22 protein-coding genes are annotated in these 26827 nt (G+C 64.4%); 8 read left to right on the top strand and 14 right to left on the bottom strand.

What is annotated here, in order from left to right:
• Both NN5_RS14785 and purC read right to left on the bottom strand, forming a co-directional pair.
• A complete protein-coding gene (locus NN5_RS14785) occupies positions 1–2835 on the bottom strand; it encodes a M16 family metallopeptidase (protein ID WP_067734862.1) in 2835 nt (944 codons plus the stop codon).
• A gap of 81 nt (positions 2836–2916) precedes the next feature.
• A complete protein-coding gene (gene purC / locus NN5_RS14780; RefSeq protein WP_067734861.1) occupies positions 2917–3699 on the bottom strand; it encodes a phosphoribosylaminoimidazolesuccinocarboxamide synthase in 783 nt (260 codons plus the stop codon).
• A 301-nt stretch (positions 3700–4000) separates the two neighbouring features.
• On the opposite strand from purC, the gene NN5_RS14775 reads away from it, so the two are divergent.
• Complete coding sequence (locus NN5_RS14775; RefSeq protein WP_157081154.1) at positions 4001–4591, top strand: GNAT family N-acetyltransferase; 591 nt, start codon at positions 4001–4003, stop codon at positions 4589–4591.
• A gap of 96 nt (positions 4592–4687) precedes the next feature.
• On the opposite strand, the gene NN5_RS14770 is transcribed toward NN5_RS14775, so the two are convergent.
• From NN5_RS14770 to NN5_RS14760, 3 genes are read right to left on the bottom strand one after another with little or no spacing between them, the layout of a single operon-like run.
• Complete coding sequence (locus NN5_RS14770) at positions 4688–6532, bottom strand: TadE/TadG family type IV pilus assembly protein (protein ID WP_067734860.1); 1845 nt, start codon at positions 6530–6532, stop codon at positions 4688–4690.
• 8 nt (positions 6533–6540) lie between these two features.
• Positions 6541–7236 carry a TadE/TadG family type IV pilus assembly protein gene (locus NN5_RS14765; protein ID WP_067734859.1) on the bottom strand — a complete coding sequence of 232 codons (696 nt, stop codon included), beginning with the start codon at positions 7234–7236 and terminating at the stop codon, positions 6541–6543.
• Positions 7209–7880: a TadE/TadG family type IV pilus assembly protein gene (locus NN5_RS14760; protein WP_067734858.1), complete on the bottom strand. Its 672-nt coding sequence runs from the start codon at positions 7878–7880 to the stop codon at positions 7209–7211. The genes NN5_RS14765 and NN5_RS14760 overlap by 28 nt, the downstream gene beginning before the upstream one ends.
• 223 nt (positions 7881–8103) lie before the next feature.
• Here NN5_RS14760 and NN5_RS14755 point away from each other — a divergent pair, with 223 nt between their 5' ends.
• Positions 8104–9198, top strand: coding sequence for a TauD/TfdA family dioxygenase (locus tag NN5_RS14755; protein WP_067734857.1), 1095 nt, complete (start codon positions 8104–8106; stop codon positions 9196–9198).
• Between the two features lie 60 nt (positions 9199–9258).
• On the opposite strand, the gene NN5_RS14750 is transcribed toward NN5_RS14755, so the two are convergent.
• A complete protein-coding gene (locus NN5_RS14750) occupies positions 9259–9918 on the bottom strand; it encodes a cysteine hydrolase family protein (protein WP_067734856.1) in 660 nt (219 codons plus the stop codon).
• Entirely contained in the window at positions 9918–10748 is an 831-nt protein-coding gene (locus NN5_RS14745) for an oxidoreductase (protein WP_067734855.1), read from the bottom strand. The genes NN5_RS14750 and NN5_RS14745 overlap by 1 nt, the downstream gene beginning before the upstream one ends.
• A 178-nt stretch (positions 10749–10926) precedes the next feature.
• Between NN5_RS14745 and NN5_RS14740 the strand changes: the two genes are divergently transcribed.
• The 6 genes from NN5_RS14740 to NN5_RS14715 all read left to right on the top strand — a co-directional run bounded on the left by NN5_RS14740 (position 10927) and on the right by NN5_RS14715 (position 18896).
• The gene (locus NN5_RS14740) at positions 10927–11856 is read left to right on the top strand and encodes a ribokinase (protein WP_067734854.1); all 930 of its coding nucleotides are present in this window, start codon (positions 10927–10929) and stop codon (positions 11854–11856) included.
• Between the two features lie 39 nt (positions 11857–11895).
• Positions 11896–13020, top strand: coding sequence for an LLM class flavin-dependent oxidoreductase (locus NN5_RS14735; RefSeq protein WP_067734853.1), 1125 nt, complete (start codon positions 11896–11898; stop codon positions 13018–13020).
• On the top strand, positions 13013–13663 hold the full coding sequence (locus NN5_RS14730) for a cysteine hydrolase family protein (RefSeq protein ID WP_067734852.1): 651 nt from the start codon (positions 13013–13015) through the stop codon (positions 13661–13663). The genes NN5_RS14735 and NN5_RS14730 overlap by 8 nt, the downstream gene beginning before the upstream one ends.
• Before the next feature lie 52 nt (positions 13664–13715).
• Positions 13716–14963, top strand: coding sequence for an MFS transporter (locus tag NN5_RS14725; protein WP_245656508.1), 1248 nt, complete (start codon positions 13716–13718; stop codon positions 14961–14963).
• Positions 14964–15000: 37 nt separating this feature from the next.
• Complete coding sequence (locus NN5_RS14720) at positions 15001–16401, top strand: zinc-binding metallopeptidase family protein (RefSeq protein WP_067734851.1); 1401 nt, start codon at positions 15001–15003, stop codon at positions 16399–16401.
• Between the two features lie 119 nt (positions 16402–16520).
• Entirely contained in the window at positions 16521–18896 is a 2376-nt protein-coding gene (locus tag NN5_RS14715) for an acetamidase/formamidase family protein (RefSeq protein ID WP_067734850.1), read from the top strand.
• Between the two features lie 198 nt (positions 18897–19094).
• On the opposite strand, the gene NN5_RS14710 is transcribed toward NN5_RS14715, so the two are convergent.
• The 7 genes from NN5_RS14710 to NN5_RS14680 form a co-directional block, all read right to left on the bottom strand.
• The gene (locus tag NN5_RS14710; protein ID WP_373280341.1) at positions 19095–20246 is read right to left on the bottom strand and encodes a serine hydrolase domain-containing protein; all 1152 of its coding nucleotides are present in this window, start codon (positions 20244–20246) and stop codon (positions 19095–19097) included.
• Between the two features lie 125 nt (positions 20247–20371).
• Positions 20372–21184: a TauD/TfdA dioxygenase family protein gene (locus NN5_RS14705; RefSeq protein WP_067734848.1), complete on the bottom strand. Its 813-nt coding sequence runs from the start codon at positions 21182–21184 to the stop codon at positions 20372–20374.
• 84 nt (positions 21185–21268) lie between these two features.
• The gene (locus NN5_RS14700) at positions 21269–22363 is read right to left on the bottom strand and encodes an acetamidase/formamidase family protein (RefSeq protein WP_067734847.1); all 1095 of its coding nucleotides are present in this window, start codon (positions 22361–22363) and stop codon (positions 21269–21271) included.
• A 40-nt stretch (positions 22364–22403) separates the two neighbouring features.
• A complete protein-coding gene (ygiD, locus tag NN5_RS14695) occupies positions 22404–23186 on the bottom strand; it encodes a 4,5-DOPA-extradiol-dioxygenase (protein WP_067734866.1) in 783 nt (260 codons plus the stop codon).
• 154 nt (positions 23187–23340) lie between these two features.
• Positions 23341–23826: a VOC family protein gene (locus NN5_RS14690; RefSeq protein WP_067734846.1), complete on the bottom strand. Its 486-nt coding sequence runs from the start codon at positions 23824–23826 to the stop codon at positions 23341–23343.
• Positions 23827–24009: 183 nt separating this feature from the next.
• On the bottom strand, positions 24010–25224 hold the full coding sequence (locus NN5_RS14685) for an aromatic ring-hydroxylating oxygenase subunit alpha (RefSeq protein WP_067734845.1): 1215 nt from the start codon (positions 25222–25224) through the stop codon (positions 24010–24012).
• A 139-nt stretch (positions 25225–25363) separates the two neighbouring features.
• Positions 25364–26650 carry an MFS transporter gene (locus tag NN5_RS14680; RefSeq protein ID WP_245656506.1) on the bottom strand — a complete coding sequence of 429 codons (1287 nt, stop codon included), beginning with the start codon at positions 26648–26650 and terminating at the stop codon, positions 25364–25366.
• Positions 26651–26827: the final 177 nt, after the last annotated feature.

The following is a 26827-nucleotide window of genomic DNA, read 5'->3' as shown; positions in this document are numbered from 1 at the left end:
CTAGCGGGGAACCGCGACGCCTTCGGGCAGGACCAGCACTTCCAGCCCGGCGTCCGGCGTGAGGTAGCGCCGGGCCATCGCTTCGACATCCCCCGGGGTCAGCGCCAGCAGCCGTTCCCGGGCTTTCTCGAAGCGGTCGATGCGGTCCGCCTCTGTCTGCGCACGGTCGACCAGCGAGAGCCAGCCGCCATTGCTCTTGAGCGCATTCTGCAGCTCTTCCAGAAATGGCTGGCGCGCGCGCCGGAAGATATCGTCGCTGACAGGCGCGGTGTTGAGGACGGTAACGACCTTGCGGATCGCTGCCCGTGCGGCCGTTACATCGGCAACATCGACCGAGGCATTCACCGAGAACACGCCGTAGCCCTTCCAGTGCCGCGACAGCGAGCTGCTGGCGGATGGCGAGTAGGCCTTGCCGAGGGCCTCGCGCAATTCGTCGGTCAGTTCGACGCGCATGATCCGCTCAAGCATTTCCAGCGTCAGCGCGGCGACGGGATCGCTGTCGTCGCAGGTGGGCCAGACGATCCGCAGCAGCGCCTGATCGGCCGCGCCGGTATGGCGGATCACGCGCGGTGAGCGGTCGGCAGTAAACGTCCGCGGCGGCTGGCCATCATGGTTGCGGAACGCCGGTTCGCGCATGGGCAGGGCCCCCAGCGTCTTCGCGACGAGCGCGATGGCATGGTCCTCGTCGATGTCGCCGACCACGCCCACTTCGATGGCGCCGTGCGCCAGCCGGTCGCCGATGTCCTCGCGCAGCTTGGCGAATGTCAGGTTACGGTAATCCTGCACCGGCTGCAGGCTGAAGCGCGGGTCGTTGCCGGAAACGATTGCGCCCAGATCCGCCTGCAAAGCAGAGGCGGGCGTGGAGCGCAGTTGCGCGAAATAGTTGTTCACCGACTGGCGGTACTGCACTTCGCCTTCGGGCCGGTATCCGGGATCGGAAATCAGCGCGGTCATCAGATCGAGTTGCAGTTCCAGATCGCCGGGAGTGGTCCGCGCGCCGGAATTAAAGGCTGCTTCGCCGCGCGAAAGATTCAGGCTGAGCGTGTGCCCGGCCAGGATCGAATCGAGATCGTCGCGGCTGTGCTTCCCGAGACCGCCTTCGTCGAGATAGGGCGCCATTTCGCTGGCGAGCGGATCGGCCTTGGTGTCGAGCATGTCGCCGCCGTCGATGGCAACCGAGACGCTGACTTTGTCCTTCTCGATGTCGGTGTGCTTGACGTTGAGCATCACGCCGTTGGCGAAGCGCACTTCGCGGATGCCCAGTTCAGGGTCGCGGGTGTCGCTCACGACGGTTCCGGGGGGGCCGAAATCGGTATAGGCGAACCGGGTCACGCTGCCGGCGGTTTCCCGGGCGATCTTTCCATGCATCGCCGCGCGCCAGGTATCCCGCAAGGCCTCCTTGCCGCCTGCCGGGGCCATGCGCCCCTGAAAGCGAATCAGCGGCTTGTCGAGCGGCAGGGCATCGCGCTTCATGGCGGCGAGCACGGCATCTGGGGTGACATGCGGCGCGAAGGCTTCGAACCGCTGGAGCACGGACCCGGGCGTGGAGGCCACGAGATCGTCGTCCACCATTGCCAGCGCCGCATCGGCCAGAGCCGCGTTGGAACGCGTCTGGGCGGATTTCGCGGAACCGGTGATCGATGCGCGCAGTTCGGCAAGCTGTTCGGCCACTTCGCCGGGTTCGAAGCCATGGGCGAGGGCGCGCCGGTATTCGTGGGCGGCCGCTTCCAGCCCGGCTTTCCATTTGCCGTCGACGGTATCGATGATGAGGCGGGTGGAACGGCCGGATTCGAAGACGTCGCCGGTGCCGAAACCGGCGCTGCGGAACGGCGGCTTGGCATTGCGGGCCAGACGCTGGAGGCGGCGGTTGACGATGGCATAGCCGATCGAACGGAGCAGGTTTTCCTGCCGCTCGGCCACGGAATCGGGTTTGTCGAGATAGCGCCCGTTGCGCAGCACCGTCACGCGCTCCGACAGCGCCGGATCGATGTAGATCTCGGTGCGGTTCCTGTCCTTGCGATCGACAGGCCCGGCGTCGGGCTGTTGTTCGACTGGCGCGGCGGCCCAATCGTTGAAATGGCGCACGATGCCGGCTTCGACTGCGGCGGCATCAATGTCTCCGACGATGACGAGCGTGACGTGGGCAGGCACGTATTCGCGCTTGTAGAAGGCTTTCAGCGAGGCGCTGGTGGCGGCATTCAGGGTTTCGGCGGTTCCGATCGCGAAGCGGCTGGCATAGCGGGCCTGCGGATAGAAGAACCGCGTCGAATCCACCGCGTTGCGGAAGGCCCAGGTGTTGCGGTCGCGCATTTCCGAGAGCACGACGCCGCGTTCGCGGTCGACCGCGCCTTGCGAGATGGTGAGATTGCTGGCCGTCTCGCGCATCAGCATCAGCGCGGTGTCGAGCAGCGCCGGATCGTTGCGCGGCAGGTTCAGCTTGTAGAGCGTGTGCTCGAAACCGGTCGAGGCGTTGGTGTCGGCGCCGAATGCCAGGCCATCGCGTTCCAGCAGCTTGACCATCTCGCCTTCGGGCACGCGCTGCGAGCCGTTGAAGGCCATGTGCTCGATGAAATGGGCATAGCCCTGTTCGCTGTCGCTCTCGTCGAGCGAGCCAACATCCACGTCCATGCGCACCACGGCCGTGCCCTTGGGCGTGGCATTGTGGCGGATGATGTAGCGCATCCCGTTGCCGAGCTTGCCGAACCGGAAATCCGGATCGACGGGAACGTCGCTTTTCTCGAATACCCAGCGGGGATCTTCAGGGTAGGGGGCCTGCTTCGCAGCCAATGGCGCAGGCGCCAGCACCACGAGGAGGGCAAACAGATAACCTCTCATCGCGGCAGGAGTGCCCGAGCAAGATAAGGATAACAAGGATGAATTCCTCCCCATCGCTGCGCGACAGGGAGGAGTTTTATCTTACTTGCCGCGCAGCTTGCGGTGCTTCGACAGGTCGAAGACTTCGCTCGGGCCGTTGTCGTCCTGCAGCAGCCCGAGGCGGCGGGCGACTTCCTGATAGGCTTCTTCCTCACCGCCCAGATCGCGGCGGAAGCGGTCCTTGTCGAGCTTTTCGCCGGTGTGCATGTCCCACAGGCGGCAGCCGTCGGGGCTGATCTCGTCGGCCAGGATCACGCGGCTGAAATCACCGTCCCAGATGCGGCCGAATTCCAGCTTGAAGTCGATCAGGCGAATGTTGATCGCCGCGAACATGCCGCACATGAAGTCGTTCACGCGGATCGCCATGTCGGCGATGTCCTGCATCTCGTCATGCCCGGCCCAGCCGAAGCAGCGGATGTGCTCTTCGGCCACCATCGGATCGCCGAGCGCGTCGTCCTTGTAGTAGTATTCGATCAGCGTGTGCGGCAGCATCTCGCCTTCGGGAATGCCGAGGCGCTTGGAGATCGAGCCGGCCGCGACGTTGCGCACCACGACTTCGATCGGGATGATCTCGACCTGGCGCACCAGCTGCTCGCGCATGTTGAGGCGGCGGATGAAGTGGTTGGGCACGCCGATGTGGTTGAGGCGCGTGAAGACGTACTCGCTGATGCGGTTGTTGATGACGCCCTTGCCCTGGATCGTGCCTTTCTTCTGCGCGTTGAACGCAGTGGCATCATCCTTGAAGTACTGGATCAGCGTGCCCGGCTCCGGACCCTCGTAGAGAATCTTGGCCTTGCCTTCGTAGATCTGACGGCGACGGGACATGGTTTTCGTCCTTCAAACGGCAAAAAGAGCAAGCCCCGGCCCGTCGAGTCTCGGGCGACTGCACGGGCCGGGGCATTTCGGCGGCCATATAGTGCAAGCGGGGGCAAAAGCAAACTGCCCTCTCTGCAGGCGGTGGACATCCGCCTTTCCGGCACGATGGCGGCCCATAAAGCGGGAGAAAGGAAGACATGGCCTTGGCGCGGGAGATTGTGGCGATGCAGCCAGGCCGGTAACGGAGGACGGAAACGGCCTGCCACGCAGCCCCATGGCGGCGCGATACCTGACCTGAAAGGCGCAAACGATCGTGACTGTTACTGTCAGAGCCCTGACCGGAGACCAGATCCTGGCAGCGATCGACGATCTTGCCGCGCTGCGCATGACGGTTTTCGCCGAGTGGCCCTACCTCTACGACGGCGATCCCGCCTACGAGGCCGGATACTTGCGCGAATTCGTCGAGGCGCCGGACGGCATCCTGGTGGCAGCCTGCGATGGCGGCCGGGTGGTGGGCGCCGCCACCGCTTCGCCCATGCAGGCGCAGAAGGCGGAATTCCGGGCCCCTTTCGAGGCACGCGGCCTCGATGTTTCGCGGCTGTTCTACTTTGGCGAATCCGTTCTGCTGCCCGAATATCGCGGGCAGGGGATCGGCCATGCCTTCTTCGATCACCGTGAAGCGCAGGCCCGAAAATGCAATGCCAGTGCCGCGACCTTTGCAGCCGTCATTCGACCGGCCGATCATCCTGACCGGCCGGTCGATTATGTCCCCCTGGACGCCTTCTGGCGCAAGCGCGGCTATGCGCCTGTCGAGGGGCTCGTCACTCATCTGGCCTGGAAGGACCACCGGGACGCGGCCGATACGCCCAAGCCGATGCAATACTGGCTGCGCCGGTTCTGATCCCGAAGCCTCAGGAACGAGGCGAACATACAGGCGCCGGTACGCGAGGCCGGTTTAGCGGCCTCGCGTCCGTTCAGAACAGCGCTCTTGCCGCGGCTATTGCACCAGACGGGACGTTTGAAGGGCCGTGGAAAACAGCTGCTGGAGGGCCGTGGTGATGTCGTCGTCTGCCGTCACGGTCTGAACCAGCGGCGAACCGTTGGTGCCCGGCGAGGCGCAGCTCTCCAGTGCAGTGAGAACCTGATCGGAAGTCCCTGCATTGCCGGCCGGATAGGGCGAGGGCGGAGCGGGCAGGAACGGAGCGACGTTCGACTGCGACCAGGAGTCACCGACAAGCGATTCCGGAAGGTACTGCGTATAAAGGACCGCAATCTTGATGCCCTTGGCCTTGATCGCCGTGCATTCGGTCAGGTCGCTGCTGCGCAACGGTCCGAAATAGCGGCCGCTTCCATTCGGCTGGTCCAGCATGCCGTCGGTAATGAGAAACAGGATCTTCTGCGGCGTGGCGCCGGGGGCCCCCGTACCTGCCGTAGGGATGAGGTTCTTCATCGTTGTCAGCATGTTGGTAACTTCGGAGGCCCGGTCATTGATGTTGGTGCTGCTGGTGGGCATCGAGTTCTTCCACCAGTAGTCGTCTGCCGGGAACAGGGCGGCCACTGACGTGCTCCCGTACGAGGAAACGTCAGTAAGACTGTTGAGCGTCTTGACCGGCGTGCTGCTGCCGGACCGGGTCCAGTCGAAGGAGAACATCTGCGCCCGGTATGTAACCTGGTACTCCGAGGCCTGGTTGGCCGCGAACGGGATCAGCTGCGAGGCGGCCGAGACGACGTCGTCCTTGCGCAGGACAAGACTCGACGGGCTGCCGTAGATTTCGCCATAATTGTGCGTGAGCCAGTAGCCGTCCGCCCACCATCCGGTGTCGTAGGTCGAAGTGGTCGTGCTCGTGCTGCCGGTGCTCGTGGAAGTGCTTGAGCTTCCGCTATTGATATAAGTCGTGGTTGTGGTCGTGGTCGGCGTCGATGACACGCGCTTGGTGATCGTTACCGGGCCGCTCGTGCTGTCGGAGATGGAATAGGTCGTGGTCGTTACCGTGGTGGTCGTCGTCTGGATGGTGCGCCTGTTGTTTCCATTCCCCGTAGTCGTTGTCGTGGGTCCGGAAACCGACGTGCTCGTCGAATTCATCGAATTCCCCGAACTGTCGTACAGTGTGTTGGTTGACGAGTTCCAGCGGTAATAGACGTTTTCCTTTGAGGAGCCCGAAGTATAGTAGCTGGTCGACAACAGCACCTTACGGCTTTGCGTGTCGTTGACGTAGATGCCGTCCGTGTGCGGAAGTTGCGCATGGCACGCGAAGGCGCAGCCAGTAGCGTTGAGGATCTTGGTGATCCCGTCCGATGTCGCGGGCAGCAGCATTGAAGGCGAATTGTCCATCGCCAGGTAGAAATCGACGTTGGGCGGCTGCTGGGCGCTGGCCGAGGCCGTCCCGTTCACAGTCAGTGTGTCGGCGCCGAGAATCCCGCCGAACATGTTGATCGACTTGACTGTATAGCTGATGGTGGCCTTGCGCAGATAGCCCAGAGCCCCGCTGCTGCCGGAGGTGCTGGCCGTGATGGTGGGGGTCATCTGCAGGTCCTGGTAGCCGCTCGCCAGCGCAGCCTGCGAATTGAACATCTTCGTGGCGGCCAGGGCCGCCTCACTGTCCGACTGGAGGATCATTGAGGGGGCGACAGCGGCCAGCGCGGCGGCGTCGGCCGCGGCGTTCAGCTGCGTCTGGAGCCTCATGGCGCGTGCGTAGTCGATCCCGAAACCGACGGTGAAAGTCAGCGGAACGATCGTGAAGCCCACGACAATCAGGACGTTGCCTCGCTGATCGGCCTTCAGCCGGGCCATGACCTTGCGCCATGCCGCCGGAGACGTGAGCGAGAGGAATTTCTTCATCATGTACGTACCTAGTAAAGGCGGGGCAGCATGTAGATGGTGTCGGTCAGCTGCGTGGTCGTGAGAGAGGTGAAGCCGAGCGTCGGCGTGAAGCTGTAGGTAATCTTGCCCATGAACAGCCAGCCGCCGGCCGTGCCGACCTGGGTCTTGTTGCTGTCACCCGGGGCAAGGTTGCCGCACACGTTGGTGCCGTCCGGTGAAGTCGGCACCATTGTCGAGGTGATCATGTCGCTGGGGATCGAGATCACGCTGTTGGACGACTGCGTCTCATTTACGGGGAGAGTACCGGCCGTATGGCTGGATGTCGTGGCGGTGACGGTGCTGCCGTCGACATTCTGCGTCTGCGCCTGGGTCCAGACGACATAGGCATGAGTGGCATCGCAGACCCTGAGCAGCGAAATCTGCTCGACCGCATTGTTGAGCTTGTAGGGCGAGAGGACCACTGCACTGGCGCTGAGGTACGATTTGGCGCTGGCGTTCTGCGGGGCATTGTAGATGATCGCGGGCGACATCGTCCGGCTGACCAGATCGGTCAGCGAGCGGGTCGCGACCGTGACCTTGCGCTTGCAGGCGATCATGTCGGACAGGCTGCACCCACCCGTGTACAGGAGCAGAAGCACCGGCAGGACGAGCGCGAATTCCACGAGCACCGCGCCGCGGGTGTCGCGTGCGAAACGCTTCAGCAAGAGGTTTGCGACGCGCTGCATGAATAGTCCTCTGTCGTGAAAACGGATGTCGCCACGAGCATGTGATTGCCATTCGGCTGATCGATCAGGTTCAGGCCCAGCGGCCCGGTTCCTGTCGGCCACAGGTAGATGAGTTGCAGGACGACGATACGGTTCTGACCGCTGCCGCTCGACTGGTAGCTGTAGCCCGTGCCTGTCGACGTCAGAACGCCGTTGCTGTCATACGTGAATGTCGGCGCGGCAGTGCTTGCCACGTTGTAGCTGCTCGCAGTCGTGACATTGACCGTCAGCCGGGAGCACGAGAGCATCGGCGGCAGCAGCTTGGGAATGGTGATGGTATTGCCATCGGAATCGGTGGCTGTCGTGCCATTGCAGATGGCGTTCTTGAACTCGCTTTCGGACATGCCGGTGTTGCCGCTGGCCATCTGCGCCGTTTGCGCCGTACCGATCAGCAGCAGGCGTCCCGCGTTCTGTGCTGCCGTCTCCAGCATCTGCTGGGCCAGGTATATGAGCATCGTGTACAGGATCGCGAGCAGAAGTGCGATGAACGCCGGCCCGACTATGGCGAACTCGATGATCGTCGCGCCCCGGCAGTCTTTGCGCAGGGGCGTGCCAAATCGGCGAACGGCCCTCAGGGCACGTATGATATTACGCAAGATCGCCACCTGAGGGTCTCCTTGCCTCCTCTCTGGACGATCAGCGTTCAGATTTCGTAAACGGCGAGGTGCGCCAGCCTCAGTCGAAACGCGGGTGGTCATCCGGGATGACGCCGGAGTTCCGCCGTTCGCCGTGCGAAAAACTTTATGCCATGGCGCGACAAGTCGTCCGCGTTCGCTCCGCGTAAGCTTGCGGCCTAGCCACAGAGTTTTTGCACAGAAGGATCAGTCCATGGCCAGCAATCCGAGCGCATCGTTGGAAGTCGTTCCGCCCGTCACGACGGAAGCGGCCTGGCGCGGTGATGCGCTTGAAAAGACCGGTGAATGGGTCTTCCTGCTCTCACCGGAGCAGATCGCCGAACTCGAAGCGCTGGGCACGCGCTTCCTTGAGGAGAACCCCGATCTGCGCACGGTTCAGGCGGAAGACTATCCGCTGGTGGCCTGCGCCGATGCAGTGAAGGAATGGGGCCGCGACGTGGACTATGGCCGCGGTTTCGTCCTTGTGCGGGGCTTGCGCACGCATCTCTATTCGGACGCGCTGTCCTCGGCGATCTACTACATCCTGGGCCTGCACATGGGCGATCCGATCCGCCAGAACGAAATGGGCGACTTGATCGACCACGTCTATGCGACGTCGGACAAGACCATGGACGATCCCACCGCGCTTTCCGCCAAAGTGCGCGACAAGCTGGTCTATCACTCGGACAGCTCGGATGTCGTCGCGCTGATGTGCCTGCGCCCGGCCCGGGAAGGCGGGCTGTCCTGCCTCGTTTCCGGCGCGCAGATCTACAACGAGATTCTGGAGCGCCGCCCCGATCTCGCGCCGCTGCTGCTGGAGCCGTTCCACTGGGACTGGCGCCGCCAGGACCACAATGCGCCGGCCGATACTTATACCTCGCCGATCGTCAGCCTCGTGGACGGGGTGTTCTCGATGTACGCGGGCTCGCTCTACATCCTTACCGCGCAGGAATACGAAGGCGTGCCCAAGCTCACGCCCGAGCAGATCGAAGTGCTCGAACTCTTCGACAAGATCACTTACGAAGAGGGCATGGCGATCGCGATGGACTTCCGTCCGGGCGACATCCAGTGGCTGTCGAACTACGCCGCGCTCCATGCCCGCACCACGTTCTGGGACTGGCCGGAACCGCAGCGCCGCCGCCACCTGCTGCGCTTGTGGCTGAGCCGCGACGCGGGCCGTCCAGTGGTGCCCGGCTTCGGCAAGAACGGCGTGGTGCAGATCCGCTCGGCCCCGCGCGACGGAGCGGCAGAGCATCCGGACGCGCATTTCGACATCTACTCGGTTTCAGTGCCGCGCTTGCTGTCGTAGGAGGATAGCACGTCGCGAAATCCTCCCCATCGCTGCGCGACAGGGAGGATTTCTCTGACTTCACACCAGCGCTAAAACTTCATCCGCGGTTTTCACGTCCGCGAAGTTCAGCCGCAGGTTGAGCAGCGCGGCCAGGTGTTCCTCATCGGTCACGGCGGCACAGGCGTCCGGCACCACGATCACCTTGTAGCCGCGCATGTTGCCTTCGCGGGCGGTGGATTCGACGCAGACATTGGTGAGCGTGCCGGTCAGAATGAGCGTGTCGATACCGGCCAGTTCCAGCGCTTTGGCCAGCGCGCCGGCCGGGCATGAAAAGGCCCCGTAGCGGTACTTGTCGAGCACCAGATCGTTCGGCTCCAGGGCCATTTCCGGAAACAGTTCGCGCGCAGCCGCGCCAACCTGCATCGCCCCGACCGCGCGCTGCACCACCGGGTCGGTCATGTCGTATTGCCATTCGGGCATGGCCAGAGGCGGCGCATCGCTTACGGTCTGGCGGGTCCATATCACTTGCACGCCGGTATCGCGCAGGCCGCGTACCAGCCGGTTGATCTGCGGCACGATCGCGCGCGCATGGCGGTTGCCGAAGATTTCCTCCTCGGCGACGAACACCGATTGCATGTCGATCACCACCAATGCCGTGCGAGCCGGGTCGATCGTGTCGAAACTGTTGTAGCCCCGCCCGCGCGCGATCGCCCATTCGGGCAGCTCGCAGGGATGCATCAGGCGTCTTCGAAGGCGATGGAAAGCGAAAGCGCTTCCCATTGCTTGATCTGCGCGGCGACGAAGGCGTGCTGGTCCGTGGCGTAGTGCAGGGCATCTTCGCCGAGCAGCAGGTTCAAGGGCGGTTCCGGCGCATCGAGAGCGGTCAGGATGGCGGCGGCGGCGCGCCGGGGATCACCCTTTTCCTTGCCAGCGTTCTCGGTGAGGCTGCGGCGCGCGAAGTGGGCGACCTCGTCGTAGTCGGCAATGTCCTTGCCGGCGATGCGAAGCCCGGCGGCGGCGAACTCGGTACGCATTCCGCCCGGCGCGACATTGGTGACGCGGATGTTCATCGGCGCGACTTCCTGCGCCAGCGTCTGGCCGAGGCATTCCAGCGCATATTTGCTCGCGCCGTAGATGCCTGTGCCCGCCCAGGGCGCATGGCCGCTGACCGAGGTGACATTGACGATATGCCCCGCGCGGCGCGCCCGCATGGCGGGAAGCACGGCCTGTATCATCCGCATCGCCCCGAAGACGTTGATCTCGAACAGCGCCCTGGCTTCCGCGATCGAGACTTCCTCGATCGCGCCGATCATGCCGTAACCGGCATTGTTGACAAGGCGGTCGATCCCGCCGGTCAGTTCTTCGGCCCGGGCGACGGCTTCATGCACACTGGCCTGATTGGTCAGATCCACGCTGAGCACATGGGCCCGGCCCGGAGCGAGGCCGGTAAAAGCCTCGTCAGTGGCTTTGCGTGTCGTGCCGACGACTGTGTCCCCGCGCGCGAGCGCCGCTTGCGCCAGCGCCCGGCCCAGGCCTGCGCCGATTCCGGTGATGAGCCAACTCGTCATTCCTGCCACCTTCGCTCTCTTTGATTGCCAGGGCAGCCTAGGAGGCACGGGGCTTCCCACTCTTGGCACTGGTTGCCGCAATTGTTGCGTGGAGGCGCACGCGCCATGCTCCTGCTTGACCCGGCCCGCAGGCTCGTGGTCCATCAAGGGCCAAGAAGCAGAATGACGGGGCGCAGACTTGGCCGTTCACATTGCCGGTTCGATCAATCTCGATATCATCACTTCGCTCGAACGCCTGCCGTTGCCGGGCGAAACCGTACTGGCGCGGGCGACCGCGCGGTTGCCCGGCGGAAAGGGCGCCAATCAGGCGGTGGCCGCGGCCCGCATGGGGGCTGCAACGCGCATGATCGGCGCCGTGGGCAAAGGCGATGCCGGAATCTGGATGTGCGAGCGGCTGGCGGCCGAAGGTATCGACGTCTCGGGCGTTTCCGTCCTGAACCAGCACGAGACCGGAACGGCCTATATCGCTGTCGATGCGCAGGGCGAGAATCAGATCATCGTCGTATCCGGCGCCAATGCTCATCTGTCCGGCGTGGAGCCGGTATCCGAAGGCGTCCTGCTTTCGCAGCTTGAGGTTCCGGTGGCTGCGCTCCTGCCGGTGTTCGCGCAATCGAAGGCGATCCGCATCCTCAACACGGCGCCTGCCGTGGCCGAGGCGCAGTGCCTGTTCCCGCACGTCGACATCCTTGTGCTCAATCAGCACGAACTGGCCGTCTATACGGACGCTGCCGGCGACGGCGACGTGCTGGCCCGCGCGCGCAGCCTGCTGACGCGGCCCGAACAGGCGATCGTTGTCACGCTGGGCGGCGAGGGGGCTCTGGCCGTTCGTGGAGACTGGCATTTCCATGTGCCCGCCGTCCCGGTCGTCCCGGTCGACACGATCGGCGCGGGAGACTGCTTCTGCGGATCGCTGGCGGCTTTGCTTGATGAGGGCTATTGTCTGGCGGAGGCCTTGCCGAAGGCCAGCGCCGCTGCCGCGCTGAGCACGCTGGGGCAGGGCGCCGCGCCTTCGATGCCTTCGCGTGCGGCCGTGGAAGATCTGCTTTCGGGTGCGGCAACAGAACATGCGCCGCCGATCAAGAACCCGCGCACTGCCGCCGTAAGCTGAGGTCATGGCATCTGGCCGCGCAATTTTGGGGATCTGAAGATGAGTGCGTTCGAACCCACACCCTTTGGCATTCCGTCGGACGTCGGCGGCAAGGACCTTGGCATCTTCCTTCCGATCGCCAACGGCGGCTGGATCCTCTCGAAGAACAAGCCCGAACTGGACGGTTCCTATGCCTACAACCGTCAGTGCGCGGTGCTGGCCGAAGAAGCCGGTTTTGACTTCATCATGTCGATGTCGAAGTTTCGCGGCTACGGCGGCGAAACCCACCACTGGGACAGCTCGCTCGATCCCGTCGTGCTGATGGCCGCGCTGGCCGAAGTGACCAGCAAGGTAAAGTGCTGGACCACGGTTCACACGATCCTGCAGAACCCGGCCGTCGTGGCCAAGATGCTGGCGACGCTCGATCAGGTTTCGAAGGGCCGCGCCGGTCTCAATGTCGTCACTGGCTCCTACAAGGGCGAGTTCTCGCAGATGGGTGCCTGGCCCGAGGGGGTCGATCACGATGCCCGCTATGACCTTGCGCAGGAATGGATCACCGCGATCAAGCGCCTCTGGAAAGAGGACTCGGTCACGATGGACGGCAAGTATTTCCAGCTCGACGAATGCGAATCCTGGCCCAAGCCGGAAAAGCGCCCGTTCCTCGTCTGCGCCGGTTCGTCGCAGCGCGGGATGCGCTTCACTTCCGAGGAAATGGACGCGATCTTCCTGAGCGGTGCAGATCCCGAGGAACTGGCGCAGGCCAGCCATGATGCCAAGGCGGATGCAGCGGGCATCGGGCGCTATGTGCGTACTTATTCGATGATGACGATCGTCTTCGGCGATACCGACGAGGAAGCCGAAGCGACCGCCAAGCACTACGCCGAGGGCTTCGACGAAGGGGCGCTGCACGGCATGATGCGCGCTTATGGCTTCCTCGATGCCGAGATCGGCAAGGAGAACGCCTTCACCAAGAAGTCGCGCTCCAGCTTCATGTCCGCCTATGTCACCGGCTCCACGCAAACGGTGATCGACAAGCTCACCGAACTTTTCGCGGTTGCCGAGACCGACGGGCTGATGCTGATCTTCCCGGACTACCTGACGGGCATTCCCAAGTTCGGCCGCGAAGTGCTGCCCGTCCTGCGCGAGCGCTTTCCCGGCAAGGTGAAAGTGGGCAACCATGGCTGAGGCCGCGGACCTGCCGCACGTCGCGCCGGATGCGCTGGCGGCCATGCTGCCGCCCGCCACGACCGCGCTTGTAGTGGTTGATATCCAGAAGGATTTTGCCGCGCCCGATGGCCTGATGGGCAGTTTCGGTGTCGACCTCTCGCCGGCCGAAGCGGCGATCGACAGGATCGAGGATCTTATCGCCGCTGCGCGCAAGGCCGGGGCAACTGTCGCGTTCATGCGGGTGGTAACGCGGCCGGAAACCGATCCGCAAGCGCTCAAGACCCTGATGGCACGGCGCGGCAGCCCCGGCGGCGAGGTGATCTGCCGCGCCGATGACGGCGGCGCCGATTACTACCGCGTCATGCCTGAACCCGGCGACATCGAGATCGAAAAGCTGCTGTTCGACAGCTTTCACGGCACTGACTTCGATGCGCAGCTCAAGGCGCGCGGGATCGATACAGTGGTGGTGACGGGGATCACCACCGAATGCTGTGTCGATTCCACGGCGCGCGCAGCGTTCCATCACGGCTACAACGTCTTCGTCGTGTCGGATGCCTGCGCGGCTTACGAGCCGGAACTGCATGCCGGCACGCTCAATGTGCTGGAAAAGAACGTGGCGCTGCTGACTGCAAGCGACGCGGTAATCGCGGCGTGGGCGTGACGGCGCCTGCCGCTGCTTTGTCCTGTGGGGCCTATATGGAGGGTTCCAGCCTATGACCGGTAAGATAAGAACATGGACTCGTGGAACGCCTGCGGGTGTTCTGGCCGCCTGCACGATGGGCAATTCCGTCAGCGTGACGCCGGCAGTCCATGCAGTCTTCGGCCTGTTCCTGGTGCCGCTGTCCGAACAGTTCGGCTGGGCGCGTGCCAGCATTTCAGGGGTTCTTGGCGTGCTGGCGCTCGTCGGGGCGCTGAGCTACCCGATGATCGGCCGCCATGTCGACCAGCACGGCGCGCGGCGCACCTTGCTGGCGGGCGTGTTCGGACTGGCGCTGTCGATCGCCGCGCTGTCCCTGACCCGCGGCAGCCTGATCCAGTTCTACGCCACGTTTGCCGCGATCGCGGTATTTGGCGCCATGGCCGGGACGCCGATTTTCCAGAAAGTGATTGCCGACTGGTTCGATCACAACCGGGGCACCGCGCTGGGCGTGAGTGCAGGCGGAGGCAATGGGCTGGGCTCTGTCGTGCTGCCGGTGCTGGCTGCCGTTCTGGTGCAAACCTGGGGCTGGCGCACGGGATACCTGGGCATCAGCGCTTTCATGCTGATTGTGGCGCTGCCGCTGCTCTGGCTGCTGCTGCGCGACCGCAGCGGGCAGGGGCATGACGGCGATCTGGCTGGGCGCGAGGGTATGACCCTGTCCGAAGCGGCGCATACGCCTGCCTTCTGGCTGGTGCTGATCGCGCTGGCCGCCGGTGCCGGCGGGACGACCGCCGTGTTCAGCCATGTCGTGCCGATCCTGAGCGATCGCGGGTTTTCGGTGGCGACGGGCACGGCCGTGGTCGGCGTGTTCGCGCTGGTGACGTCGGGATGGCAGATCGCCACCGGGCGCATCATGGACATGATCCAGTCGCCGCGCGTGGCCGTGCCGATGTATCTGATGGCCGTCGCGGGGCTTGTCCTGCTCGAAACGGGGCAGGGGATGACCATGCTTGTGACCGGCGGCGCGCTGCTCGGGATTGGTCTGGGCGGCCAGTTCGGCGCCTTGCCCTATTTCGTCGGCCGCTATTTCGGTGTCCGCCATTTCGGCTCGATCATCGGTGCGATGTATTCGGCCGTGATCGCGGCGCAGGGCACGACGCCGATCCTGCTCGACGCGGTGTTCGATGCGCATCATTCCTACCGTCCGGCGCTGGTCGGCGTGGGCGGGGCGCTGCTGGCAGGCGCATTGCTGCTCATGCTGCTGCCGCGCTACAGCCGCGAGGCCGTGGCGGACGAAGGCCTGCTGGCGCCGGGCCACTGACAACAAGCCGCTGACACAGAGATTTCGGGAGACTTTCGTGGCCGATTATTCGCAAACCGAACCGGGCACTGGCTTCGCCGATCCGGCCAAGGCGCCCTATACCGTCAGCGAAGAAGAGCGTGCGGCGATCGCGGCTGCCATCGATACCGATGAACTGGTCGAGCTCGCGCTGACGCTGGGCAATATTCCCAGCCGCTCGCGCGAGGAACTGGCTGCGGCCGAGTTCGTCCACGACTGGATGGCGCGCGAGGGATTCCGTCCGCGCAAGGTCGGTGCCACGCCCGAGCGGCCCAATGTGATCGGCGAATATGGCGGCACCGGTCGCGGCGCCAACCTGCTGTTCACTGCCCATCTCGATACCGAGAGCCCCACGGGCATGATCGAGCACGACAAGTTCCGCTATCGCGAGAGCACGCTGGCCGATCCCGAATGGACGAAGTGCTGGCTGGACGAGGACGGCAGGATCCGCGGCTATCCGGTCACGAACGACCGGGGGCCGATGTCTTGCTTCCTGATCGCGGCCAAGGCTTTGCGCAAGGCGGGGATCGGCCTTGCCGGCAAGACCTGGCTGACGGCCTGTCCCGGTGAGATCGGCCCGGAACCGATCGAGGAATTCTCCGGCATCGGCTGGAACGGCAAGGACATCGGTGCGCACTACCTGTTTCATCACGGCGGGGTCGCGCCGGATTATGCGATTGCTGCCGAAGGGACTGATTTCGGGCTGACCTGGCAGGGCTGCGGCTATGCCTTGTTCCGCATCCGCATTTTCGGACAGGGCATGTTCTCCCCGATCCTCGATGCGCCGGAAAACCCGCACCGGCATCCCAATCCGATCTACCGGCTCGGCCCGGTGATCGATGCGCTGCACGCTTGGGGCCTCGCTTTCGAGCGCGACAGCGCGATGGAAACCGCAAGCGGCAGGATCATGCCCAAGGTCCAGATTGCTTCGGTGCGCGGCGGTATGCCGATCGACTTCGGCGCGGGCACGGAAGTCTGCGCGCTCTATCTCGAAGTCCTGCTCAATCCCCGGCAGAAGGCGGCGGATGCCTGGCATGGCATTGTCGAGGCGATGCGCGGGGTGGATGTGGACGAATTCGACGTCGAGCCGGTTGTCGTGCGCCACGGGTTCGAGGCCCGGCCGGGCGAAGTCGCGCCGCTGGTGGGGGCGGTCGATGCGGCGACGCGGCTGGCGCGGGGGGCGCCGCTGGAGCCGGCCCATCCCGTGTTCTCCAGCATGTGGCGCGATCACAACGTGTTCAACATGCACCGGATTCCGGCCGTGACCACGGGTATGCCGCGCTGGCGGCCGACAGGCGAGGACATGGCCTCCAGCGCGCTCGTCTATGCGCTGACGATGCTGGCGGTCTGCGGCCGGGGAGAGGCACCAGCGGGGCTGGGCGGCGCAACCAGCGTGTATGGGAACGAGACACCCTTCTGACGGAACGGGACATGCCCCTTGCCGATGGCGCCTGGGCTGCATAGATCAGGCACAAGGTCGCTAGGTTAAAATATGTTCAGGTCCCGGGAAGGGTGCCACCATTTTGGGGTGGTCCTCGATTGCGAATAACAACAAACGTCTATCCGAAGGAACAGCGCCGCGAAGCTTGGCGGTTCGCGCTCAAGCGCCAGTCGATCACGCTCGACGAGGCGGATGAGGCGACGCTGTACGGCGAACTGATCCAGTTCCGTTCCAGCACCAATATCGACTTCATCCGGATTACCGGCACCCCGCAGTCGTGGTCGATCGACTTTCGCGAAAAGCCGCAGACCTACTGGCTGGCGATGATCCTCGACGGCGGCGCGGTGATGCGCGATGCCAATCAGGAAATCCGGCTCGGCGACGGCGAGATGATCTGCGGGCGCGGGGATTCCCCGGTGCATCTGACGTTTTCCGGAGACAACCGCAGCCTGATCGTGCAGGTGCCGCACAGCGAGCTGTCGATGCGCCTCAAGACGCCGATCGGCGGCGCGCCGCGCAAGATTGCGACCGAAAGCGGCACCGCGCGTGTCTTTGCCGGTATGCTGCGTTCGCTGGCCGATACCATCAACGACATCACGCCCGATCAGGCCCGCCCGGTCGAACTGGCCTTTCCCGAATTTCTCGTCACCAGCCTGCTCGACAATGCGCCGGCCAAGGCGATGGGCGGCGCGGCCGGTATGCGCGCGGCGCTGCTGGAGCGGATTTTCCAGACGATCGAGATCCGCCTCTCCGATCCCAACCTGAACTACCAGCAGGTGGCGGCCGAACACGGCATTTCGCCGCGCTATCTCCAGAAGCTGTTCGAATCGATCAACGATTCGTTCGGGCATTATGTGAAAGTGCGCCGCCTCGAACGCTGCCGCCTCGACTTGCGCAGTCCGCTCCACGTGCAGAAGTCGATCTCGGACATCCTGTTCGAATGGGGTTTCAACGATTCCGCCTCGTTCAGCCGCGCCTTCCGCGAGCAGTACGGCATTTCCCCGCGCGAATACCGCAAGGCCCAGCCGCAGGAACAGGAAGCCGTCGAACTGCTGCGGCGCGGCCGCCCCGCACGCGGCGAGCGGGCTAACGCAAAACTCGAAGCCGAAGGCGAAGAGGAAAACGAGGACGCAGGCGCAGAGCCGGACGTCCTGCCCGAGGCGGACAGCGATGACGATGCGGCATTGGCCCTGCCGGCCGTTCCCGATGGCGCGGCCGACGGGCAACCGGTGCGGCATCATCATCTGCCGGTCTCTCCCGAAACCGTCCACTGGGGCTATCTCAGCAAGGATCTGAAGCCCGCGCTGCACGTCCGTTCGGGCGATTTCATTACGATCGAGACGCTGACCCATCACGCGAACGACGATCCCGAGCGCATGGTACAGGGCGATGCGGGGGCGGAAAGCGTCTATCATTGGGATGAGTGCGGCAAGGCCATCGAGCGGCGCGGCGCCGGGCCGATGGATGCATCGGCGTTCGGACGCGGGCCGGGCGAGGGCTTCGGCGTGCATATCTGCACTGGTCCGATCGCGCTCGAAGGGGCGATGCCGGGCGATCTGATCGAAGTGCGCATCCTCGATCTCAAGCCGCGCCCCAGCGGCAATTCGCGCTTTGCCGGAAAGTGTTTCGGCTCGAATGCGGCGACGTTCTGGGGCTTCCACTATCAGGACCTGCTGACCGAGCCCAAGGGCCGCGAGGTCGTGACGATCTACGAGGTGGAAGCCTCCGGCGCACGGCCGCCGATTGCCCACGCCGTCTATTCCTACCGCTGGACCGAGCAGACCGACCCCTCGGGCCGCAAGCACGCGCGCTATGACTATCCGGGCGTCCCTGTCGATCCGGAGACGATCGAGCGCAATTACGATGTGCTGCGCAACGTCGAAATCCCGATCCGCCCGCACTTCGGCGTGATCGCGGTGGCCCCGGCAGTTGACGGTCTGGTGGACTCGGTGCCGCCGGCCTCGTTCGGCGGCAATCTCGACAACTGGCGCACGGGGCCGGGCGCGCGCGTGTTCCTGCCGGTGCAGGTGGCGGGCGCACTGCTCTCGCTGGGCGATCCCCATGCCTCGCAGGGGGACAGCGAACTGTGCGGCACGGCCATCGAGTGTTCGATGACGGCGCTGATCCAGGTGATCCATCACCCGGCCTCGGGCCTGATGGACCAGCTTCGGGATGTCGATTACCCGCTGATCGAGACCGAGACCGAATGGGTCATCATGGGCTTCAGCCATCCGGACTATCTCAAGGAACTGGGCCCGGATGCGCAGAGCGAGGTTTACAAGCAAAGCTCGATCGATGCCGCCATGCGCGATGCGTTCCGCAAGGCGCGCCGCTTCCTGATGACGGCCAAGCAATTGAGCGAGGACGAAGCGATTTCGCTGCTGTCCGTGGGTGTCGATTTCGGAGTGAGCCAGGTGGTGAACGGCAACTTCGGCGTGCACGCAGTGATCCGCAAGGCGCTGTTCACGAGCTGACGTTCGGCGCGCGTTACGTCCATTAGGACCCGCTTACCCCGAGCTTGTCGAAGGGCAGCGCTCTTTTGACCTCCCAAACCCGTCGCCCCCGCGAAGGCGGGGGCCCCGCTGCCTTTGCCTGCGCCGCGCCGACAGAAGCGGGATCCCCGCCTTCGCGGGGATGACGGGGAATTATGATGGGATCCGGAGAGGCTGGGGCTAGCGTTTCGCCACCGCGAGCGCGGCCCGGTCCAGCGCCGCGCGCAGTTTCCAGGTCCGTGCCATGAACGCGCCGGGCGTCAGTTCGTTGGTCATCACGATGGCAACGAGCTTGTGCACCGGATCGGCGAAGAAATAGGAATTGGCGGACCCCGACCAGCTTCCCGCACCCACAGGCACGCCGCCGCGCGCTTCCGTTCCGGCATCGCCAATGCCGAGACCAAGGCCGAAGGGAATATCCAAGTCCGGCCCGCCGCCGGTCCGCAGCCGGGGCGAGAACATGGCATCGACGCTGGCGGCGGACACCACGCGGTTGCCGTGCCAGATGCCCCGGTTGGCGAGCATCTCGGCGAAATGGCGGTAATCTTCCAGCGTCCCGGCCAGCGCGCCGCCGCCGTCGCGGAGACGGTCTGGCTGCCGGTATTCAGACGTTTCCGGCCGGTCGACAGCTTTAAGGCCCTGCGCGCTGGCGCTGTACTCGACGACGAGGCGAGGGGCCTGCGCATCGCTGACGACGAAGGTCGTATCCTTCATTTCCAGCGGCGCGAAGATGTGCGTCTGGAAATAGGCGTCCAGCGTTTCGCCGCTGACTTTCTCGATCACGGCGCCGAGCACGGTCGTCGAGAAACCGTAGCTGAAGCGCGCGCCGGGCTGGTGCAGCAGCGGCGCCTTGCCCAGCCGTGCCACCAGTTCGCCGAGCGAATCCGCGGGCCGGGCCTGCGGCTGTTCGCTGCTCGCCAGCGTCACGCGGCCAACGCCGTGCGCGCGGTAATAACGGTGAACCGGCGTATCGCCCATGAACTCGTAGGTGATGCCCGAGGTATGGGTGAGCAGGTCGAGGATGGTCACGGGGCGGTCGGCAGGCACGGTGCGGACCGGCTCGTCCGGACTGCCGTCCCAGACGCGCAGGTCCGACAGTTCCGGCAGGTAGGTGCCAACCGGCGCATCGAGCGCAATCAGCCCGCGCTCCGCCAGTTGCAGGATGGCCACCGTCGTGATGGGCTTCGACATCGAATAGAGCCGGAAGATCGCATCGCGCGTGACCGGCGTGCGCTTTTCGATGTCGCTGTAGCCCGTCGAAACCTCGATCAGCGGCTTGCCGTCCTGTTCGATGAGCACGAGGGCATTGGGCAATTCGCCTGCGGACACCATCGCGTCCAGCTCTGCCTTCAGCGATCGGGTGGCCTGGGCGGGCGTTGTTCCAGCCTGCGCTGCGGCCGGAACCGTGGCGGAAAGCAGCAGTGCCGTCGCGGCAAGGCGCAGCGCGGTTTTCACCTTCAGAACGGCTTGTCGCCCGCGATCGTCACCCGGTAGCCGGAGCGCGTTTCCGGAAAGTAGTCCCACACCGCGAAATGCTGGGTGCAGCGGTTGTCCCAGAAGGCGATCGAGTGCGGTTGCCAGCGGAAGCGCACCTGGAAATTCGCGTCCTTCACGTGCTCATAGAGGAAGGCGAGCACGGCGGCGCTTTCTTCCTTCGACAGCTCGGGAATGCGCGTGGTGTAGGAGGAGTTGACGAAGAGCAGCTTGCGGCCCGTTTCCGGGTGCGTGCGCACGACCGGATGGGTGTTGCACTCGTAAGTCTTGTCCACGTCCGGGAAGATTGCCTTGTAGACCGGGTTCGCATCGTGGATCGCGGTCAGCGGTTCGAGGAAGGCCTTCATCGGCGCGGACAGGGCATCGTAAGCTGCATACATGCTGGCGAACAGCGTATCGCCGCCTGCCTCGGGCATGGTGTGCATATAGAGGATCGAGCCCATCGGGGGCTCTGGATCGCACGACAGGTCTGAATGCCACTTGTCGCCCGCGATGTACTTGCTCTGGGCGTCGGCGTGGATCTTCACCACTTCGGGGTAGTCGTCGAGGCCCTTGACGGCCGAGTGCATGTGCAGCTTGCCGAAGGCACGGCCGAACGCAAGGTGAGCTTCGTGATCGATTTCCTGATCGCGGAAGAAGACGACCTGATGCTGCATCAGCGCCTCGCGGATTTCCGCATAGGTCTGATTGCCCAGGGGTTTGGTGAGGTCGACGCCGAAGATTTCGGCGCCGATCCGCTTTGTCACCGGGCGGACATCGATCGTTTCGTAGGCCATCTGGTCTGTTCCTGCGCCTTACCAGTTCTTGGTCGTGCCGGATGGCGCGCCGGGCCGTTGGGACGGGACCCGGCGCACCAAGTCTTATTCGGGGTCCTTGACCGTCCCCTTGTCGGGGAAGATCCGCCGTTCGATCCGGCAGTGGATGCCCTGCGTGCCATCAACCACCTGAGTCACGCCGAAGTCGGCGGCGACGCTCATCAGCGAATAGCCGTCGTTGCGCGAAAGGCCCTGATGCTCGGTGAGGAGGTGCAGCATGTCCATCGATGCGCCCTTCATCGCCTGATCGAGGTCTTCGCCGAAGCCATGGACGATCCAGCAATCGGGCGTTTCGAGCAGCGGCGAGGGGAAGGAGAAGTCCTTGCGCAGGATGATCTGGAACAGCACGTCGAGCGAGGATTCGATCGCGGTGCCGCTGATCTCGCCGTCGCCCTGGCTGACGTGGGGATCGCCGATCGAGAACAGGCCGCCCTTGACCTGCACCGGATAGTACATCGTTGCGCCCGCGCCGATGCGCCAGTTGTCGATATTGCCGCCATGGAGGCCCGGCGGGATCGTGCTGACCGGCTCGTTGACCGCAGGCGCCACGCCGGCAGTGCCGAGGTGCGGACGCGCGGGCAGGGTGATGCCGGGCAGGGCGGGCGAGCGGTCGCATTCGGGGCAATGCGTGATGCGGCCGGGCACGACGTACTTTTCCTCGACGTCGTAGGCGTAGAGCGCGCTGGCGGTATTGGCGTTGGGATCGATCTTGTAGATCGTCACTCGCTCGGTTTCGCCGAATTCTTCGTAGAGATGGCCCCAGTTGGCCGCGAGGTTAGAGCCGTAGTTGAAGCGCGGCTTCATCTGGAAGTAGCGCACTTCCAGCATGTCGCCGGGCTCCGCGCCTTCAACGTAGATCGGGCCGGTCATGATGTGGCAGCCCGGCGCGCGGGTGGCCGGATCGATCTCGGTGAAGATGCGGCGGATGTCGTCGTCGAACATCAGTTCGGGATCGTCGCCCGCGTGGTGGGTGACGGCCTGGGCCTGGATCAGGTCCCCGCTCTTGACGGTAAGGGCCGGTTTGATGTCCGGCGAGAAATAGCCCCAGTGCACCGTTTCAGGCGTGGCCCTGAGATGATGCAGCGCGCTCGGCTGAACGGCTGCCTTGGCGGAATCGGGCTTTAGGCTGACCAGTGCCATTTGAACTCCTGTGACGCAGGTTGAAGGGGGCGACCCGAAGTCATGCGGCGCCGATGAGGACGCTCGTCATGCTGAGGGATTTGTGGTGGATGAAATGCGGATTGAACTCGGCCGTCTCGCCCTCGTGCCGCGCGCCGAGGACATAGAGCAGCGGCAGGAAATGATCGGCGCCGGGCACGGAGAGGCGGGCGGCATCGCCCAGCGATTCATAGTCGATCAGCGTCTGCGGCGTGTCCGTGGCAATCGCCTCGCACATCACCGAATTGAATTGTTCGGCCCAGGGATAGGGCACCGCGTTCGGGTTGCCCCAGTCCATCGCCGGAAGGTTGTGGACGATGTTGCCGGTGCCCATGATAAGCACGCCTTCATCGCGCAGCGGGCGCAGCAGGCGGCCCACTTCCCAGTGCTCGGCAGGCGTCTTGCCGATGTCCATGCCGAGTTGCACGACGGGAATGTCCGCTTCCGGATAGGCATGGACGAGCACCGACCAGGTGCCGTGGTCCAGACCCCAGTTGGCGTCCAGCTTGACCGGCATCGGGGCCAGCAATTCCTGTACGCGCGCGGCCAGTTCCGGATCGCCGGGCGCGGGATACTGCATGTCGAACAGCGCTTGCGGGAAAGCGCCGAAGTCATGGATCGTGCGCGGCTGGGCCATGGCGGTCACGGCCGTGCCGCGCGTCTGCCAGTGGGCCGAGATGCACAGGATCGCCTTCGGCTTGCCGATGTGCTGCGCCATTTCGTGCCACGTGCGCGTGACGGCATTTTTTTCCAGCGCGATCATCGGGCTGCCATGTCCGAAAAAGACGATCGGAAGACGGCGCATGACTTGGTGCTCCATTTCGATCCTTCAGTTGCGGCCCGAAGGACTCTGCTTTGTCTTTACCTTGTCGACGCTAGGTAGGGTGGGCCTGCGGGTCTTGCGGGGAAGCGCACAAGAACTTGTCGCGCCGTTCGCCGCCGCCGCAGGCCGGTGGCGATTACTCGCGGGTGAAATCCTCGGGAACCTGCGGATTTTCGCCAGCCTTGACCCAGAGCAGAATCTCGTTGCCCCAGGGGTCGGAGAAGCACCAGTTGTAGCCGTTGAACTCCTTCCAGTAGTGGTTGCGCCACTGCACGGTGCCGCCCAGCTTTTCGGCGGTGTCCAGAATGCGCTCGGGCGAATCGTCCTCGCTCACCAGAACCCAGATGCGCGCCTTGCGGCCCTGGCTGGACAGCGTGCGGGGCTCGACGCCGGCCGGTTCGGGATGGGGGCGGGCGTTCTTGGCGTCGAACACGCCGAAGTGCAGGTTGCCGATTTCGCTGTCGGACCCGTCCTTGTTCTTGAAGAAGCCGCCCGGAACCATGCGGTGATAGAGGCCGCCCATGCGGGAATCGTCTTCCCAGCCAAAGACTTCGGCGTAGAACTTGCCGGCCTTGTCCGGATCGTCGGTGGCGAAGTCGAAAAAGATCAGGCTGTTGGTCATCGAAGGGCTCCTTTTGGTCCTTTCTTTCTGCCTAGAGCGGCGGGCAATGTTTGCTCGGCGCGCTGCGCACAAAACCTTGATCGCGAGCGCTGGGGAGCAGGGAGGATGCGCACCGCACAAAAAAGCGGCGCCCGATCGGAACCGGGCGCCGCAGGCGTCAGGAATGAATTGAAAAACTGCGGGTCAGGACGCCCCGCCGCCGCGAATGGCCGTCACCGGAGCCGAAGGACCGCGACGGCGGTTCCATTCGGCCCAATAGCGTTCGACCAGCCACACATTGAGCAGCCGCTGGGCGCCTTCCTGCCAGGAATAGCGGCCGCGCGGTGCAAACTTGGAGCGCAGGCCCTGCTGCACGAGTTCGTCGACATGGAAATCCTGCGCGACGATGCGTTCCACCGCTTCGTCGGCCATCTTGACCTTCAGCTCGAACAGCGGATCGTCCATCGCCTCGGGTACCATCAGCGTACCGATCGTGAGCGCGTGCGATTCCGCCGTGCGCGGGTCCATGATGAGGTAGAGCACGGTGTCGTTCGTCACCACCAGCGAGAGGCTGGGCGGCAGGTTCACGAACAGCAGGCGGTTCTGCTCTTCCTCGGTCAGCTTGGGGAAGACCGGGAAGATCGCGCGCTGCGTGGCATTGAACGCGGCGTTCTTGTGCAGCGTGCCGTTGAGCCGGTAGTACCCGGCCGAACCTTCCGGCATTTCCGGGAAGCTGGCGAGGCCGCTCGGGATGAAGTCGTGTAGCGGCCCGGCATGGAGACGGCTGGCGTGATAGCCGTCGTTGTTGTTCTCCAGCATGACCTTCCAGTTCCACGGGAAGATCGTCGGCTCGTCGGGCCGGGGGCCGCGCAGCGAGGCGAAGTCGTAGTTGGCGACGACGTCTTCCAGTCCGGCCAGGCGCGGGGTCAGGGCTTCGGCCTCGGGATCGAGGTTGATGAAGATGAAGCCGTGCCAGATCTCGTGCCGGATCTCGGGCAGCGAGGCGGCCTTCTTGTCGAAATTGCAGGTCTTGTTCATCGCCGGTGCGCCGACCAGCGCGCCGTCGAGATCGTAGGTCCAGTGGTGATAGGGGCACACGAAGGCGCGGGTATTGCCATGCCCCTCGGCCACCAGCATGGCGCGGTGCTGGCAGACCGAGGACAGGGCCTTGATCACGCCGTCACGCGTCTTGCACACCACGATTGGCTCATCGGCGCGAGTTACGGTGAAGAAATCGCCCGGATTTTCGAGCCATTCCACCCTGCCGACGCAGAGCCATTCGTGCTGGAAGAGCGCTTCCTTCTCGAAGCGGTGGAATTCCTCGTCGACATAGCATTCGGCGGGAAGCGTGTCGGCTTCCTCGATCTCCTTGATGGAGCTGGCGAAGCTGTCGAAGAACTGGTCGGTGAGCAGGGTCATTTCCGGATGTTTCCCTCTTCGGCGAACCGTGTGAATGCGAACCCGGACAGGCTTTGTGCCTGCCGATGATGGGAGCGAGGTTAGGCGCTGCGTCCGGGGCTGGCTTTGCGCTGGACGCAGTGTTTCTTGGCAGGTGCGCTTATTCGGCGGGGACGAGCTGCGTCACCAGTTCGGCGTCCTGCCCGGCGCTTTCTTTTTCCGACTCCGCATCGCTTTCGGCCGCCGTGGAATCCGGTGCTCGCAGGAACAGGACGGCGATGGCCGTGGCGGCGGCGAGCAGCAGCGAGAAGACCAGCATGGCCGGGGCATAGCTGCCGGTCACGTCGGCAATGCGGCCGGCGCCGACCGGGCCGAACACCGCGAGAGTCGTGGCGGTGGTCGCCATGGCCACCATGTCACCCGCGATGGCGGCGCCGAAATAGCGCAGGATCAGCACGTGGGCGGAGAGCCAGGCCATGCCCCAGCCGGTGCCGAACAGCGCGGCGGCGGCGCAGGCGACGAGCACCAGCGGGGTCGACCACAGGATGGCCATGGCCACGGCTTGCAGTATCAGGCCGAAAACGAGGATGTGGCGCGGATCGAAGCGTTCGCACACGGCGCCGGTCACGCCTTTGGCACCGGTTCCGGCAAAGGCCAGCAGGCTCATCGCGATGGCGCCGGGCGCGGCCCCTTCGCCGAGGTTGGCGATGTGGGCGACGAGGATTGAATGCGTGCTGGTGACGACCATCTGCACGACCGTCATGACGGCGGCCAGAACCAGGAAAGTCGGCGTGCGCAAGGCCTTGCGAACAGTCCATGTGCCGGAGGCGGCGGGTTTCTCGCCCTGGCCGCCGGCTTCCTTGACCTGGTCGACATTTTCCACTTTCACCGCGTCGCGCACGCAGACGAAGCAGATGACGGCGAGGAGCGTGGAGCAGATCGCCATCACCAGCCAGTGCAGGCGCCAGTCGCCGGTCAGGCCGACGATGGTGCCGACGATCAGCGGCCCGGCAATGCCGCCCGAAGAGCCGATCATGAAATAGAAGCCGATCATCCGCGCCGACGTGCGCGGGAACCATGTCGCCAGCAGATAGACGGCGGGCGAGGGCGCGGCGAGCGTGAAACCGATGCCCATCAGCGCGGTGGCGACGAAGAAGAAGTTCAGATCGGTGATGACCGAGGCCAGCAGGAACCCGGCGGCAAGCACGAGGCAGCCGGCCACCATCGTCCAGCGCGTGCCGATCGTCTTCATCAGCAAGGGCGGCAGCGGGCTGGCAAGCCCGCAGGTGAGGCCCAGCAGCGAGAAGCTGAGACCGGCGGAAGCCTTGGACCAGCCGAGTTCCGCAACCATGGTGTAGAGGACGTACCCCAGCGACGTGAAGGTCGTGGCCGTGACGAAAAAGAAAGCGAGCGACGCGGCCAGCATGACCTGGGCATTGCGGGGCATGAATTCTCCTGCAGGCGTTGGGGGCAAACGGCGCGGGTTTTTACATTGCGCAGGCTGTCATGCCACGCGTGCAGACTCTTGATGATGCGCGCCTTAAGATTTGATCGCTGAACACATCACTGAACACATCGCTCAACACAGGGCCGTTCATGCGGAAAGGGCGCGGCGACTTTCGTC

Origin of the sequence: Novosphingobium naphthalenivorans NBRC 102051 (assembly GCF_001590985.1) — a bacterium.
Classification (GTDB): Bacteria; Pseudomonadota; Alphaproteobacteria; order Sphingomonadales; family Sphingomonadaceae; genus Novosphingobium; species Novosphingobium naphthalenivorans.
The sequence above is the reverse complement of the archived record's forward strand: the minus strand, read 5'-3'. Positions and strand labels throughout refer to the sequence as shown.

Excerpts from the sequence above, each read along its gene's own strand:
- NN5_RS14730 (WP_067734852.1), top strand. The coding sequence starts at position 13,013 with ATGGCTGAGGCCGCGGACCTGCCGCACGTCGCGCCGGATGCGCTGGCG.
- NN5_RS14745 (WP_067734855.1), bottom strand. The coding sequence starts at position 10,748 with ATGACGAGTTGGCTCATCACCGGAATCGGCGCAGGCCTGGGCCGGGCG.
- purC (WP_067734861.1), bottom strand. The coding sequence starts at position 3,699 with ATGTCCCGTCGCCGTCAGATCTACGAAGGCAAGGCCAAGATTCTCTAC.
- NN5_RS14680 (WP_245656506.1), bottom strand. The coding sequence starts at position 26,650 with ATGCCCCGCAATGCCCAGGTCATGCTGGCCGCGTCGCTCGCTTTCTTT.
- ygiD (WP_067734866.1), bottom strand. The coding sequence starts at position 23,186 with ATGCGCCGTCTTCCGATCGTCTTTTTCGGACATGGCAGCCCGATGATC.
- NN5_RS14725 (WP_245656508.1), top strand. The coding sequence starts at position 13,716 with ATGACCGGTAAGATAAGAACATGGACTCGTGGAACGCCTGCGGGTGTT.
- NN5_RS14765 (WP_067734859.1), bottom strand. The coding sequence starts at position 7,236 with ATGCAGCGCGTCGCAAACCTCTTGCTGAAGCGTTTCGCACGCGACACC.
- NN5_RS14750 (WP_067734856.1), bottom strand. The coding sequence starts at position 9,918 with ATGCATCCCTGCGAGCTGCCCGAATGGGCGATCGCGCGCGGGCGGGGC.
- NN5_RS14705 (WP_067734848.1), bottom strand. The coding sequence starts at position 21,184 with ATGGCCTACGAAACGATCGATGTCCGCCCGGTGACAAAGCGGATCGGC.
- NN5_RS14770 (WP_067734860.1), bottom strand. The coding sequence starts at position 6,532 with ATGATGAAGAAATTCCTCTCGCTCACGTCTCCGGCGGCATGGCGCAAG.
- NN5_RS14755 (WP_067734857.1), top strand. The coding sequence starts at position 8,104 with ATGGCCAGCAATCCGAGCGCATCGTTGGAAGTCGTTCCGCCCGTCACG.
- NN5_RS14685 (WP_067734845.1), bottom strand. The coding sequence starts at position 25,224 with ATGACCCTGCTCACCGACCAGTTCTTCGACAGCTTCGCCAGCTCCATC.
- NN5_RS14710 (WP_373280341.1), bottom strand. The coding sequence starts at position 20,246 with ATGGTGTCCGCAGGCGAATTGCCCAATGCCCTCGTGCTCATCGAACAG.
- NN5_RS14785 (WP_067734862.1), bottom strand. The coding sequence starts at position 2,835 with ATGAGAGGTTATCTGTTTGCCCTCCTCGTGGTGCTGGCGCCTGCGCCA.
- NN5_RS14690 (WP_067734846.1), bottom strand. The coding sequence starts at position 23,826 with ATGACCAACAGCCTGATCTTTTTCGACTTCGCCACCGACGATCCGGAC.
- NN5_RS14735 (WP_067734853.1), top strand. The coding sequence starts at position 11,896 with ATGAGTGCGTTCGAACCCACACCCTTTGGCATTCCGTCGGACGTCGGC.
- NN5_RS14700 (WP_067734847.1), bottom strand. The coding sequence starts at position 22,363 with ATGGCACTGGTCAGCCTAAAGCCCGATTCCGCCAAGGCAGCCGTTCAG.